The sequence below is a fragment of the Mesorhizobium sp. M0045 genome, from assembly GCF_040323385.1.
Lineage (GTDB): Bacteria > Pseudomonadota > Alphaproteobacteria > Rhizobiales > Rhizobiaceae > Mesorhizobium.
The window spans coordinates 281,057-294,784 of record NZ_JAMYUY010000001.1; the positions used below are offsets into that span (position 1 = coordinate 281,057).

A 13,728-nucleotide genomic window follows, 5' to 3' on the forward strand; every position below is an offset into this window, starting at 1 on the left:
CGGGTGAACTTGGGATTCGCCACGGTGGCCTGGCGTCCAGAAGGAGCGGGACGTCTGATGCCCGCCCCTTCGCCCGATCAGGCCTCGGTCGTCTTCAGCGCGATGAACGTCATGTGCTTGACGCTCGACGCGGTGCGGTCCCAGTTTGCCGCCAGTGCCAACTCGACATCGGTGGCGAATTCGCCGGCCGAGGACGCGTCGAGAAAGCGGGTGCCCGGCACATGCGGCACGAAATGCCGGCGGCCGACCATTTCAGTGACGCCGCCGCCATGGCCCTGCCGCGGCTTGCGGTCGAACTCGAGCGGCCCGCCTTCGGTGTTTACCGGCAGCTCGTTCCACAGAATCGCCTTGTCCTTGAACATGAACGCGGTGTAGACGCCGCCGGCAACCGGAATGTCGTCATCGACGACGGCCCTCAGCCCCATGTAATAGGGGATCAGCGGCCCGCCCTGCTCGGACGACGGCACATAGTCGATGAGGTCGGCGAGTTTCAGTGCCTTCATCTGTTTCGAATGCATCCAGATCGTCTTGAACTTGTCGGCGCGGTCGCCCATCAGGTAGGCGGCCTCGATGATGTCGGTGTCGACGATGGAGGCGCCGGTGACGCGCACCAGGTCGCCGCCGTCATTGGCGATGTTGTCGGCCAGCACGCCTTTCAGGATGCCGAGCAGCGTCAGCTTGTTGGCGCGCTGCCAGTAGTCGGTCTGGCGACGCACGATGAGCTTCTGCGGATCGTCACCGGCAAGGATCGAGGTCAGGTCCGGGATGCCCCAGGCCTGCGCACGCACATTGCGGGCCGCGACTTCGCGGCGCGCGCCGATCTTCTTCATCTCGATCGAGTCGGCCGGGTCGTCATTGACCGGCTCGGAGGGATCGTTGCCGAGATCCTTCCAGCCGGGCATGTCGACGGAGCGCCCGCCCAGGCTGAGCTTCGAGGCGATCGACGGGTCGGAAAACAGGATCCCGGCCTGGTAAATCTCCAGCGACTGGACGTGCTCCTCGAACGAGTATTGCGCGTAGACGGACGGAACGATCGCGTCCGCGATACGGGTGTAGGCGTCTGCCATTTTTGTCTTCCTTCAGGTTTGGGGTCAAAGAGGGTTGTTGGGCATCCACAGGTCGGGGTTTTCGCCGGCCTCGCGTGCCAGCCGCCGGGCGCGGGCGGGGTCGCTTTTGACGAGCGCCGAGATGCCAGTCAGGTTGCGCTCGCCGGCGGCATTGCGCTTGAAGGGGTTGCCTCCGCTCAAGGCAGCATTGCCGTCGATCGTGTCTTCGCGGAACATCGCCTCGCCGATAGCGTGGAACGCCTTGGCGATCTGCGGGTCGGTCAAGGCGCCGTCCGGCAGAAGGATGCCCTTCGCCTTGTAGGCATTGACCAGGCCGAGCTTCTTCATCGCCCGGTTGGCGACCTCGAGCTTCTGGCGAAAGCTATCGCTCCCGGTCGGTCCCCAATCCCGCACGAGGTCGTCGTGCGTAGTCTCGACCGAGCGGGCAACGGCGATTTGCTGTGCCTTGGCCTGCTCGGCCATGTAGCCGACGAAGCGGTCGTGATAGGCCTGTGCAACCTTCGGGGTAGCACCGGCCTCGACCGCCCAGGCCTTGGACGCAGTGGCGAGCTCGTCCGAATAGGCGAAGTTTTCGGGGAGCCCGTCGGGGCGCCGGTACTCGACCTTCTCGGGCGAGGTCAGCGGACGCATCGCCTCGGGCAGCCGGGCATGGAACCTGTCCCAGTCTTCCGCGGCTGCATCGGCTGCCGGAACGCGCAGGCTCTCACCCTGCTGCCGCTCCAGCTCCGCATAGGAGGCGAAAACTCGATCGAGGCTTTCAGGCTTGGTCCAGCCCTTGGTTTCAGCAAGCTTGCGGTTGCCTTCGGAAAGACCGTCAAACCAACTTTTGGCCGCAGGCGGGGCGGACCCGTTGTCCCCGTTGGCCGGTGGCCGTGCAAGGTTGCCCGCCGGTGGCGCCGCCACCACGGACCCGGCGTCTGCCAGATCTGTCATGAGAAGATTCCTTTTGCTGAGAGTTTGAAGGCCGGTGATGAGAGCACTGGCGGTGAACTTGGTATCTCCCCCCTCGAGGGGGAGATGGCCGGCAGGCCAGAGGGGGTAGCCGCGCGTGGAGCGCCGACCTCATCTGTCGCCGGGGGTCGCGCCCGGTCGAACCGACCCCCTCTGTCGCCTTCGGCGACATCTCCCCCTCAAGGAGGGAGATTGGCGCCTACGCATTGTCGCCCCAGTTCTCCCAGAGCAGCGTGATCGTGCCGGTCACGGCAATCGTGCCGTCGGCATCGATGTCGGTGCCGGTGGCAAACGCCAGGTTGAGATAGAGGTCGACCGGCGTCACGGTGCCGTCGAGCGTCAAGGCTGCGGCAACATCGGCAATCGACGCGCTCGACAGCGCGGCACCCGCGCCATCCAGCGCACGGCCGGTCGCCGCCAGCACATTGACCATGGTTCCGGCAAGCACAGCGCTCGATGCTGCCGTCGAGCCGAGCGACCAGGTCAGCGCGGCATTGTCGTTGATGGTCGACGCGCGGGTAGTCAGCACCGCAAACTGCAGCCGGGCCGTACCGCCCTTGATACGGATCTTGCCATCGATGAAATCGAACAGCTTCTGGCTGGCATAGGCCAGTGCATCGGTGACCGGCACCGGCATGGCATTGAAGGAGAAGACGGTGCGGTAGGCGCCGCCCTGTCCGGTCGTCCTGGCGGTAAGCCCCGCCTTGGACGGGGCAAGGCCGGCTTCTCTGGCGGCGGCACGCGAAAGCGTCCGGGCAAGACCTCGTGTCATTCGATTTCTCCATTTTTGAGGATTTGAGGAAGAGTTGGCCGCTGCGCAGAAAAAGCAGATCGGGCACATGGGGCCGTCGAAGATTAGTCTCGTTTGGGCATCGTCTTGCCGAGCCGTCGTCTCCGGCCGTCAGACAAAAACAACCATGTCTTATTTCGTGAGGCACGGTGCCTATGTTCCGCCGCAAATGCGACCGTACTTGGCAAAATCAGCCTGCGTATTAGTTCATAGACTTCAAGGGAGTATCAGACGATGACCATGTCCAGAGCCATTGCCGCCATGTTCGTAACCGCCGCGCTGGCAGGCTGCGCGCAGACCGAAGCACAGCAGAGAACCAGCACCGGTGCGCTGCTTGGCGCCGGCGCCGGTGCGCTTGCCGGCCAGGCCATAGGCGGCAACACCAAAAGCACGGTTATCGGCGCAGCCAGCGGCGCCCTGCTCGGTGCGGTCGTCGGCAACGCCACCACCCCGCAACCGCGCGGCGAACAGCTCTGCCGCTATCAGGATCGCTACGGCCGCATCTACACCGCGCCCTGCGACGACCGTTATTATAACGGTAATTATTGAGCGTAGCGAAAGCGCCGGCGACAGCCAATCTCCCCCCTCGTGGGGGAGATGTCCGGCAGGACAGCGGGGCGCCGTAGAGCGCCAGCCATAACAGCAATTCCAATCAATGCAGAACATTCAATCCACGAAATTTTCGTCCACGAACATCTCGGCAAATTTCTGGGGTGGGAGGGTTACACCATTGACGCGGGCGATCTCGAGATTCCTTGCCCACATATCCCGGATTGCTGCCGGCATTCCCTCGGGCATGTGCATAGAGTGGGCTATTGCGTCATGCCATTGTCCGTCGCCGCCATGGATAGATCGCAGTTTGGGGGCCATCCTTTTCAAGCCATCCTCCGACTCTTGAGAAAGTTCTCCGATCGCCCAGAGCACATAAACATCGAGCAGCCTAAGCAGCGGCTGTCCGTCATAACGTGGGTTAGTCAACATTTAACCTCTCACGCATCATAGGTGGCATAATAAATAACCCGTTCGCAGATGGCGGAAATGCTTGGCTTTTCTTTCTGCGATGCAACCAAAGCCTCGGTAATCTCGATCGCAAGGTTGATTTCGAGAAAGTATGCCAGGCCCTCTTTAGCTGCCTCGGGTGGTACCAACACCCCATCCTGCTGAGGCAAAACCATCGCGTCTGAATCCTCTGTCCAAGGCTCCGCCGCGTAGATTGTGGGCTCCGCTGCGTAGACCGGGTCCTCCTCGTCAAATTCCGACAACCGCCCAACGATATCCAGCAACTTCATTTTTTTCCCCATAGGGAAAATCCTCCTCGGCCATTCGGATGCAGTGTTTTCTGGAAGATACTCCCTCGATCATGTTGAGATCTAGGGACGAGTTGCATTACACCGGGTTCGTAAACTTGCACAATGATCGGCCGAAAGCGTCATGGCCTCCGCAAGGTCAGTGCTCCCCGCACCCTACCCATCCGCCGGTGCCGCTTTCTCCGGCGCCGCCTTAAGCAGAATCCCGATAGCTCGATTCCAGTAGCGCACCGCTTCAAAATGCCCTTGTCTGGTCAACCAGATCTTATTCTCCAAACTGACTGGATCGCCGATCTCAAACAGCTCCATGCCCTTGGGGCGCAAATATCTATTTTGGTCGGGCATTTTCAGTCCACCAACCGAGCAAATAGATCGGCGAGGTCACGCGCTATCGTCTCAGCGGATTGCCGATTCATACCTATGAATGGGATGCGTACGATTGGCATGGCCGCATCTTCAGTGTCGAAGCCATAGCCTTCACCTCCTCCGTCAAAGATGCCTGGCGCATATTTTTCAACCTCATATCCGCGGTTGAAGTCAGCCAGTTCTTCGGCTTTAAAAAAATAGTATAGTTATTGCCGATGAAACCTTCGCCTCCATTATGCTCTTTGAGGAAATCATGTAATCCTTGGCAGCACGACTCCCAACCGTGCGGACAGGCCGTCGACGACTGCGGATTCAGCCGGTGCGTCGAATGTCCCTCAGTTAAATATGTCCCATTGCTATCGTCCCAGGTCGCTCAGCAACTGGTTCCACCACGGCATACCCCTGTTGTCGGTGAACTGCCGCCAAACTTCACTGGATTGATTTCATGCACATCCACTACGGCGCGAACTATGGCAACAATAGCACTACCGACCGTCGTAGGGCTCAATCGTCGCTGACGGAATACCAAAGCGGTCGAGTAGATTCAGCACACGCTCTATATGACCACACGCAGATCGCCAGCAATGATAACATCGCCGAACCATCCTTCCATCTGGTAGGTGAGTTTGCTCACAACAGGGGGTGAACGCTTGTGTCCATGATGGTGCCACGGCCTATTCCGCCGGCGACATTGGGCTTTATGTAAAAATAGTCCACCATTCACCTAATGAGGATCAAAAAAATGAAAGCCCAACCTCATTGCTACTTACCATCGTAAGGCTCGATGACAGCAAACGGTATTCCCAATGATTCCAGCAAATCAAGAATGCGTTTCGAGATGACGAGGCGATAGTCCGCTGCGATCCCGAAATCGTCCCGGCCGGCCTTGCCATTCACTTTAAGCCAGACGAAGGGTGGAAGTTCCTGCCCAGGTTGATCCTCATGAAACTCTTCGGATGTTGTCACTTCGGCGTCGGCGAACGTCGCGCCTGAAAAACCCATCTTTTGCAGTGCGCGCTGGGTGTCTTCGGTGACGAGGTAACACGGGAACGTCGTAACGATCACATCGCCAAACCAGCCCTCTATAACGTAGTGAAGCTTGGTCACGATTGGCGGATGGACACTCGAGTCAAGAACGGTGTTTTCACCAAGTCCACCAGCGACGTTCGGCCATATGTAAAAATATTGCATCACTCACCTATTGGAGGATTGAACAGATGTCCGTATTGTTTGTCGATATAAGTCACGTAGTCCAGCACCTGCTGACGCGTTGGCTGGGGGTGCGACGCATAAAATTTATCCCATTCGAATCGGAAAACGATCTTGTGCAAAAGGTTATCTAATCCTTTTGGTATGCCGCGAAGATTTTGAAGAGAGTGCATCTCATCTTCAGCAACAAGGCTTGGATATCTGGTCCATATCTGTTGCTCTGCAGCGTGATGGACGACAACCTCTCCCTTTAGATTCGGGTTCGCATCAAGAAATGTTTTGCGGTAATTTTTTGAAAGAGCTTTGCCAAACGATGCTCCCGGATGCCTAATCTTAGAGGGGTCTCTGGCGATCGACTTTATTATCGCAAGAAGCTCAGCCTTGTCAGGCTTGACGCCGGTGCTCAAGAGGTAAGCGGCCTCTTTTGCTGCATTTATTGCACGAGACTCAACCTCGGTCGTCTGGCGAACCGCCGCTCCCTCAACGGCGAGTTCTGATGTGGCCCGCGACCCACTGGCCGTAAGCTCCTCTAACGGCTTGGCAAACTTGCCCGTCCCGGCGCGGACAATGGCCAGTCCTTTTGCAACGGCTTGGCCGAGTGACTCGAACGCCAGGCTGCCCTCTGCAGCTAATCCGGAGGCAGAAGTGACCGGCAGTTGACTGAGCGCGTCCAAAGGATCGTCGCGCAGATCCTGAAGAAACAGCCCAATGTCGTGCGGGGCTCGGCCTAGGCCTTCAAAACCTTCGGTGAGGTAGTTGCCGAAGTCCTCCGCGGCGAGTTCCAGTTTCGATTGAGGTTTCCTGCGGTTTGAAGGAGCAGGCGGTTGATTCTGCTTCCCGGCGATCACAGGTGCAACAACGGGCCTAGCCGGTTGGCTTTCGACCGATTGAGGAAGCCCGGCTTGGACGAGCTGTTGGGATAAGGCTGCTCGGACCTCTGGATCGGACGCCCCACCAACGAGGCTGTACAGGATGGTGTGCTTGTCCGCCTGTGGCACGCTCCCGTCTTTGAATGTCGTGGCGATGTTCTTGAGAACAGACCATGGGAAAGGTTGATAGTTCTCGATGCCCAGTTGCTTTTGTGCTGCAACTGAAGCGGCGATTGCTCGGACATAAGTTCCTCGGTCGTAGGTGTCCGGCCCTCCTTCACGATTCCATGACTCGCTGTCGGGAGTGGTGATCTCGCTCCAGGCTGCGTCGACGCTCGGAAAGACCTTGCGAACGTATGCGGCAGGGTCCGTCCGTCTGGCGTCCAGCGTCTGAAGCGCGGCGGCGGCCGTGACGTGATACCGCGCCTGCTCCCCTTGGGAACCTGCAGGACCAGGTTCGGCATCGCGTAGCGCCGCATGGATTGCTTGGTTCGGCATGGTGCGCATGCCGAAGGCCTGACGACCAACATCAATCTTTCTGGCAAAATCCCCGTACTGCTTGCCGCCCTCCTCGACGCCATAGACAGCGATGAAGGCGTCCCGACCAGGCATCTTGCCGGAATAGGCGCCAGTCTGTGCGATGGCGCCCGGCGCGTTCTGCTCGGCGAGACCAATGTTGGTGCGAAACTCAACCTGCTGAGCAATGTTGGCCGCCTGCGCCTGTCGGATCAGCGCTGCCTGTTCCTGTTGCGGAAGGTCGTCCCTGAACGCCTGCGCCAACCTTTCATCCGGGGTCTCGTTGCCGACGCGGTCACCCTTCGCTGCCGCCGCATTGGGCGCACCAAAGGCGCTGGAGCCGCCAACGACTTCGGTGGTGTCGTCCTTAGTTCGGTTTCCAGCCTGCGCGGCACCCAGCATCTCTGCAGCACGTTTCGGGTCCTGGGCGATCATCGCCTGGATCAGCGCCTTGGCCGTATTGCTGCGCCAGGCGACTGCCGCCGCTTGTCGGGCAAGCGGGTTGCGGAATTTGGCGATTAGGTCAAAGCCGTTCTGCCGGATCGCGTCGAAGTTCTCGGTGTCCTTCGGGTTGCTTTGCGCGATGGCACTGGTTGAGATGTTGTCGACCTTGGTCCACTCGGCCTGCTCATACTCGTCGCGCCGCTGAAGCTGCCTCGCCGCCATCCGTAGTGAGCCGGCCTCGCGCAATGCCTCCTTCTGCCTGGCGAAATTGGCGCGCTGGCTTTCGGGCATTTTCGGCAGGGCATCGGCGAACAGCGTGTCGAAAAGGCCGGTCTTGATCATCCGGCCGGTGCGCGGATCGACCTGGCCATACATCGTGTCATGCAGGCCGCTGCCGTCGGCCGGCGCATTCGCCACCACCTCGTCTTCCGCCTGCCCGATCTGGCCGTTGAACCGACGGCGCGCGAGGTCGGCGTCGAACGCCTCCTCCTGCTGCTTCTGCTGCCGGTAGCGTTCGGCGACGGCAGAGAGCTCGTCGCCAAAACCCTGCATCGCCCTGCCGACCGGCGATCCTTCGGGATAGGAGAGCACATTGCCGGCGTCGAGCCGGCGCTGGGCAAGCTGGAGAGGTATGGTCGCCATCTATTTGTGTCCTGCCATGAGCGCGCCGGGGATCGTGGCGCGGCGCTGCCGCGCGCCGGCCCCGTGCCGCCGCCTTCGTCGGGTCATGAATTTTGGAGAGGTCGCCAATGAGAGTGTCGCCGGCACTGAAGATGCTGGCGGTCTGCGCCGTCGGCTAAATGGCCTCGGCAAAATATTGTCATTCCCTTATGAGTTGGCCGGGCTCGCGGACTCCCGCGAACGATCGGTCGGAGCAGGCCATGACTGTGGCAAGGCCGCCGCTCCTAAGCCCGCTACCCTTCCAACCGCGCCGCCTTCTCCAGCGCCGCCAGCTGCGCTTCGTCCAGCGTCAGGAACCCCATAATGTGCTGCACCACTTCGGCCCGCGCGTTGCTGAGCGCGCTGTGCAGCTCGAAGCCGTTCGGCGTCTTGGTCTTGGCCAGCCATTCGCCGTAGGACGGGCGGCGGTAGTACCCGGTGACGCTGGCTAGGTCAGCCAGCACCATTTCGCCGTCCTGGCCTGAGAACACTCTGAGATAGGCCTTGGCCAGCGCATCCCGCGCCTTGGCCGGGCCGCCGGCCTGGCTGGAATGGGCGAAGCGTTTTTGGCTCATGCCCCGCCACCCTGTATGTCGCCACTCTGCACGTCACCGCCCTGCGGCATCAGCCCGCCGAGCCCATCGAGCAAGCCGCTATCGCGTGCCTGCACTGCCGCCGGCACGGCATCCCTGGCCAGCTTGCCGGCAGAAACGATCGAAGCCATGCCTGCTTGTGCGGTTTGAGCCTTGGCTCTGGCATCGCGGATGCCCGCCACTTCGTCCTGGCGGCGGAAGATGCGCTGTGGGCTGCGGCCGGCGCCCTGCACGATCTTCAGCGCCTCGTCGCCGTCGATATTGTCCATCACGCCGGGGTCGAACTGCGCCATCTGCATGGCGGTGGTGACAACCTGGATGGTGTCGCGTGCCTCGGCCGAGCGGCGCAGCACGTCGAGCGGGCCGGTGAAGGTCGGCCGCAACGCCTTGCCGGCAAGGCTCGCCGGCGGCAGGAAGCGGCTGTCTTCCTCGTAAAGTCCCTTGTCTTCCAGAATACCCAGCTCGCGGTCGAGATTTGAGGCAAAGCCGGCCTGGATAATCGAGCCGGAGGGGCCGAGCAGCGCGCCCTTTTCCTCTTGCCGGATCAAGGCCTCGGTCGCCGTCATCTGCGGGTTCTGTACCAGCGTCTGGAACAGATTGACGAACATCATGTCGCGGATCTCCTCGGCCCGGCTGTCGGCGTAATTGAAGGCATAGGTCGGGTTCTGGCCGGTGGCGATCGGCGCGATCAGCGGCCGGCCGGCATCGTCGATCAGGCCCGGGTAATTCTCGCCGGGATTGAGCACCGGCACGTAGTCGAGCCTGGCTTTCGAGGCGGTCGCCGGATCGGTGATCTGCTGAAGTGCGCGCAGGCCGGAGCGCCGCACGGCGTTCTCTTCGCGCACCGTCGTCAGTGCCTCGATGGTTGGCGAGATGCCGTAGGGATCGCCTTCGTAGCGGCGCCAGTTGAAGCACGATACCGGGAAGGAGCGAAAACCGCTTTCCCTGACGATCGCCTCCTCGTCCTCGATCACATGATAGGACGCGAACGCGGTGTCGAGATACTGGTAGGAGCCGCTCAGGCTGTACATCTTGCGCTCGTCGCGCGGCTGGATGCACTGGATCAGCGAGATTTTTGTCTCGCATTTGGCGGGGTCGTCGACCAGAACTTTGATCCGCGCCGGCAGTCTGTCGTAGCCGAGCAATTGCGCCGCCTGTCTTGCGGTGCGCTCGTAACGGCGGTGGAAAATGTCGACCTGGCCCCAACGGTTGCGCGAGAGATAGCCCTCGACCACCGGGATCGAGGCATAGCGGATCAGCGTGCTGCCAAAACCCTCCTCGGCGTAGAGATAGGCCGGGCCGTAGCGCACGACATTGCGCAGGCAGGCCTGCGTTGCCGGCACGAAGTTCGAATTGGCGGAGTAGCGCAGCGAGAACAGGAAATCGCGCAGCGCTTCCGCCCATTCCTTCTCCTCGTCGGTCTCATCGTCGTTGATGGCCGCGGTCGACAGACCGTGCCATTTCTCGGATTGTGGAATGATCAGGCTTTCCAGTCCGGCGGCGAGGCGATTGGCGGCCGAGTTGATGGTATTGGCGTAGACACGCGCACCGCGCCGCTCCTGCCGCTCGGCCTGCGAGTCCGCGCCGGCCTGCCGGCGGCCGCTCCACATGTCGGGCGCATCGGGGTCGCAGAACTCGGACACCGCCTCCCAGACATGCTCATACTGGCTGCGTTCGCTCTCCAGTTCAGCCTGTCGCGACAGAATATCGCGAGCACGGGAATCGCTCATGGTCAGCCTCGCTTGATGGAATTGATTGAAAAAGAAAACGGCGGGACGCCGAAGCCGCCGATCTCCCCCCTCGTGGAGGAGATGTCCGGCAGGACAGAGGGGGGCGTCTCGCGTGGATCGGCGACCCCCTCTGTCGCCTTCGGCGACATCTCCCCCTCAAGGGGGAGATTGGAAGCGCCTTATTCCGCCGGCGTCGTCTCCAGCGCGGCTTTGCGCCCAAAGCGCTGCACCACGAAACGTCCCATCTTCTGGCCAGGCACTTCGATCAGCGTATAGGTGATCCAGGACAGCAGGCACACCACCGGCAAGACGACGACAACAACGATCGCGAAGCGCAGCGGCGCCGACAATTCGTGGCCGAACTGGGTGATGACCAGAGCCGCCGCCGGCTGGAGAACCAGCAGATGGATCAAATAGATGCTGAAGGAAAGCTCACCCATCAGATGAAAGAACCTGTTGGCGAGCGTCATGGCGATCTTTCTGGCAACGGTGCCCATCATTCCGGGCAGCATCCGGTAGAGAACCAGCGCAAAGAAACCCACAACGAGCGCTTCCCGCATCAAAAGCTTGCTCAGCCCATAGCCGCCGCCGAACGGCAGCGCGGCCAGCAGCATAGCCAATGTCAGATACACGAAAGGCCGCTTTTGCCTTTGATGGACGACGCCCGCCAGCAGCATCCCGCAGAGGAAAATCTGCATCTTCAGCGGCAGGAACGACGGCATCGGAAAATGCACCGACAATTGTCCCATCAAGAACACGATCGCGCTGCCGGTCGCCGCGACCAGAATGGCGCTCCATACCCAGTCAAGCCTGCGGACCAACAGCATAATCGCCGGGAACACTGCATAGAATTGCATCTCCAAGCCAAGGCTCCAGTCGGGCAGCGGCGTGCGATAAGCGAAATCCGGCACCAGGCCGAACAGGAACAGCAGATGGGCGCCGATGTTTTTCAAGCCGCTGTCGAGATAACGCTCGGGCGCCTGCGGCGACCGCAGCAGGAACTCGTCGATGACCATCCTGGACTGGTAGAGATAGGGGCCAAGCGCCAGGGCAGCGAACAGCATGACGTAGAACAGCGGCGCAATCCTGAAATAGCGGCGGGTCCAGAACTTCAGCCAGGTTTCCGGCCTTTGCCAGGGCTCCTTGTCCTGGCGCAGCTGGTAGTGGAACACCATCAGGAAGCCGGACAGCATGATGAAGAGGTCGACGCCGAGATCCGGCTCGCCGAGAATAGCAATATGCCAGCCGGTCAACAGCAGGCAGTGTCCGATGAGCACCCAGATCGCGGCGAGCGCCCGAAGCCCGTCCAGGCACTCGATGCGCGATGACCGGGCTTCTGTCATGCCGGACTCCTCGATAGCCATGTTGCATTGCAGCATGGCTGCTGAGGAAGGAATGTCAACCGTGCCGAAGGAACACGAATTGCGCTCGGCTGTTACGGAAAATGCGGAAGCTGCCGATCTCCCCACTCGTGGGGGAGATGGCCGGCAGGCCAGAGAGGGGCGCGAAGGAACGCCAAGCTCAGTTTCGTTCCCACCGGAATGAGCCGATAGCGGCAATGCAAATTGATCACCAAGGCCGGTGGGGTAGCGCCCCCTCTGCCCTGCCGGGCATCTCCCCCACGAGTGGGGGAGATCGGCAGCTTCACCGCTTCTTTACCAACCTTGCGTGCCGGCGCCAGTACCACCAGGCCAGCACCCGGTTGCGGAACACTCGTCTCATGGCGCCCATGTCAAACCCCCAGCAGCACGCGGCGCTGGCCGGTCAGATCGCCGGGCGACAAATCGGTCTTCACGGTTCCTGCAGTGCCATCATTGGCCGCAAGCTGAGCCCGCAACGCGGCTTCGCGCGCCTGCACGTCCTTGTCGGCAATGGTCGGTGTCGGCGGCAACGGCTTCAGCGCCGGCGGCTTTTGAAAAAGGCACATGGTTTTCTCCGAAATGAGAGCTTCTTGTCCAGTCGTAGAGCAGAAAGTCCTCGCCGTTCCGGCCATAGCCCGGCAGGCGGCAGCGTTGCGTCGCGCCCAGCCGTGCAAGCCAGCGCAGCGCCAATTGATTGGCGGCCAAGGCGCGGGCCTCGACCCGCCAAGCGCCGCGCGCGGCAACTTCCGGCCCGAGCACCGCGTGAAAGAACTCCGTAATCGCAGGCACGCAGCGCCTCATGCGGCGCGTGCCCCAGCTCCAGGCGATCCACAGCCCGCTGCGCTGCTCGGCAGCACCAAAGCCGGCCTCCGGATTTCCGTCGAGTTCGGCGACATAGGCAAAGCCCTGCAGCGCTGTCAGTGCCAGCAAAGCCGGCGACCAATGGTCGAGCTGACAGTCGATCTCGGCCCGGTCTTCGGGGCGCAGATTGGCGGCGATGTAGGAGAGGTCGCGCAACGTGGCGGGAATGATGCGGAGGGTCACCTGAACAACCCCAGCGGATCGGCCTGCCCGGCCTTCCGCCGCGCCGCCTTGAATACCGCCGGATCGACGACCGCCTCCCGCAGCATCATCACGCCATAACGGGTCGCGGCCATCAGATCGTCGCGCAGCTTCACCACCTGGCCGTCCCTGCGGTGATAGAGCCGGAACTCCTCGAACCAGGGCAGAAGCGTCGAAAACACCTTGAAGCGGCCGGATTGCATGCGGTCGAGCATGTCCATCAGCCCGGCCTCGACCGATACGGAACCGTCGGCGAACTGCGCATGGCTGGCGAGCATGTTCAGCCCATGCGCGGAATATTGCTTCGCAAGCGCGGTGCCCGCACCCTCCAGCGTCTCGCGACGGCCGTCGCGCGGCCATGCCCATGCCAACCAATCGCCCCACGGTTTCAGCGTCAGCGCCTGCATGGCGGGAGTCTGCTGCGAGGCACGGCAGGCCTTCGTGACATAGACGACATCGGCTTCCGTATCCCAGGCAAGCTCGACCGCGGCCGAGGGATGGTCCCAACCGAAATCGAGCGCGCCGAGCCGCGGCCAGTAGCGCGGCAGCCGGAACGGCTCGCAGGCGATCAGCTCCTCGGCCACCGGAAAGATGCGGCCGGAGCCGAGCACCGGAATGCCCTTGGCCCGCGCCTCGCGCTCATGCGCCGGATAGGCGGCAACGATCTCGGCGCGCTGCTGCGGCGTATAATGCTCGGCATCGTCGATGGTCATGAAGGTGACGTGACGGGTCATTGTTTTCACCCTCGCGGCATTGAATCATGGTGGGAGGTGGGACGTATGCTGCTGTTCGGTAAGATGTTT

General features: G+C 61.5%; 14 protein-coding genes. 1 reads left to right on the forward strand and 13 read right to left on the reverse strand.

Annotation, left to right across the window (positions count from 1 at the left end):
* Positions 1 to 77: 77 nt before the first annotated feature.
* From NKJ72_RS01365 to NKJ72_RS01375, 3 genes are all read right to left on the reverse strand, one after another.
* On the reverse strand, positions 78 to 1,067 hold the full coding sequence (locus NKJ72_RS01365; RefSeq protein WP_352475507.1) for a Coat protein: 990 nt from the start codon (positions 1,065 to 1,067) through the stop codon (positions 78 to 80).
* A 24-nt stretch (positions 1,068 to 1,091) separates the two neighbouring features.
* Positions 1,092 to 2,000, reverse strand: coding sequence for a hypothetical protein (locus tag NKJ72_RS01370; RefSeq protein ID WP_352475508.1), 909 nt, complete (start codon positions 1,998 to 2,000; stop codon positions 1,092 to 1,094).
* A gap of 217 nt (positions 2,001 to 2,217) precedes the next feature.
* Positions 2,218 to 2,790 (reverse strand): hypothetical protein, encoded by a 573-nt coding sequence (locus NKJ72_RS01375; RefSeq protein WP_352475509.1) that lies wholly within the window; start codon positions 2,788 to 2,790, stop codon positions 2,218 to 2,220.
* 252 nt (positions 2,791 to 3,042) lie between these two features.
* Between NKJ72_RS01375 and NKJ72_RS01380 the strand changes: the two genes are divergently transcribed.
* Positions 3,043 to 3,357 (forward strand): YMGG-like glycine zipper-containing protein, encoded by a 315-nt coding sequence (locus NKJ72_RS01380; protein ID WP_352475510.1) that lies wholly within the window; start codon positions 3,043 to 3,045, stop codon positions 3,355 to 3,357.
* 117 nt (positions 3,358 to 3,474) lie between these two features.
* Here the strand turns inward: NKJ72_RS01380 and NKJ72_RS01385 are convergent, their stop codons facing one another.
* From NKJ72_RS01385 to NKJ72_RS01430, 10 genes are all read right to left on the reverse strand, one after another.
* Positions 3,475 to 3,789 carry a hypothetical protein gene (locus NKJ72_RS01385; protein ID WP_352475511.1) on the reverse strand — a complete coding sequence of 105 codons (315 nt, stop codon included), beginning with the start codon at positions 3,787 to 3,789 and terminating at the stop codon, positions 3,475 to 3,477.
* 8 nt (positions 3,790 to 3,797) lie between these two features.
* Positions 3,798 to 4,097 (reverse strand): DUF7716 domain-containing protein, encoded by a 300-nt coding sequence (locus NKJ72_RS01390; RefSeq protein ID WP_164759187.1) that lies wholly within the window; start codon positions 4,095 to 4,097, stop codon positions 3,798 to 3,800.
* Positions 4,098 to 4,271: 174 nt separating this feature from the next.
* Positions 4,272 to 4,460, reverse strand: coding sequence for a hypothetical protein (locus tag NKJ72_RS01395; protein ID WP_352475512.1), 189 nt, complete (start codon positions 4,458 to 4,460; stop codon positions 4,272 to 4,274).
* Positions 4,461 to 5,243: 783 nt separating this feature from the next.
* The gene (locus tag NKJ72_RS01400; protein ID WP_352475513.1) at positions 5,244 to 5,672 is read right to left on the reverse strand and encodes a hypothetical protein; all 429 of its coding nucleotides are present in this window, start codon (positions 5,670 to 5,672) and stop codon (positions 5,244 to 5,246) included.
* On the reverse strand, positions 5,672 to 8,161 hold the full coding sequence (locus tag NKJ72_RS01405; RefSeq protein ID WP_352475514.1) for a hypothetical protein: 2,490 nt from the start codon (positions 8,159 to 8,161) through the stop codon (positions 5,672 to 5,674). Before NKJ72_RS01405 ends, NKJ72_RS01400 begins: the two co-directional genes overlap by 1 nt.
* 272 nt (positions 8,162 to 8,433) lie before the next feature.
* Entirely contained in the window at positions 8,434 to 8,754 is a 321-nt protein-coding gene (locus NKJ72_RS01410) for a Bbp19 family protein (protein ID WP_352475515.1), read from the reverse strand.
* Positions 8,751 to 10,502 (reverse strand): portal protein, encoded by a 1,752-nt coding sequence (locus NKJ72_RS01415; protein ID WP_352475516.1) that lies wholly within the window; start codon positions 10,500 to 10,502, stop codon positions 8,751 to 8,753. Before NKJ72_RS01415 ends, NKJ72_RS01410 begins: the two co-directional genes overlap by 4 nt.
* Positions 10,503 to 10,681: 179 nt before the next feature.
* Complete coding sequence (locus NKJ72_RS01420) at positions 10,682 to 11,845, reverse strand: acyltransferase family protein (RefSeq protein WP_352475517.1); 1,164 nt, start codon at positions 11,843 to 11,845, stop codon at positions 10,682 to 10,684.
* A 468-nt stretch (positions 11,846 to 12,313) separates the two neighbouring features.
* Complete coding sequence (locus NKJ72_RS01425; protein WP_352475518.1) at positions 12,314 to 12,907, reverse strand: hypothetical protein; 594 nt, start codon at positions 12,905 to 12,907, stop codon at positions 12,314 to 12,316.
* Positions 12,904 to 13,659, reverse strand: a complete 756-nt coding sequence (locus NKJ72_RS01430; RefSeq protein WP_352475519.1) for a phage terminase large subunit family protein — start codon at positions 13,657 to 13,659, stop codon at positions 12,904 to 12,906. Before NKJ72_RS01430 ends, NKJ72_RS01425 begins: the two co-directional genes overlap by 4 nt.
* Positions 13,660 to 13,728 lie beyond the last annotated feature (69 nt).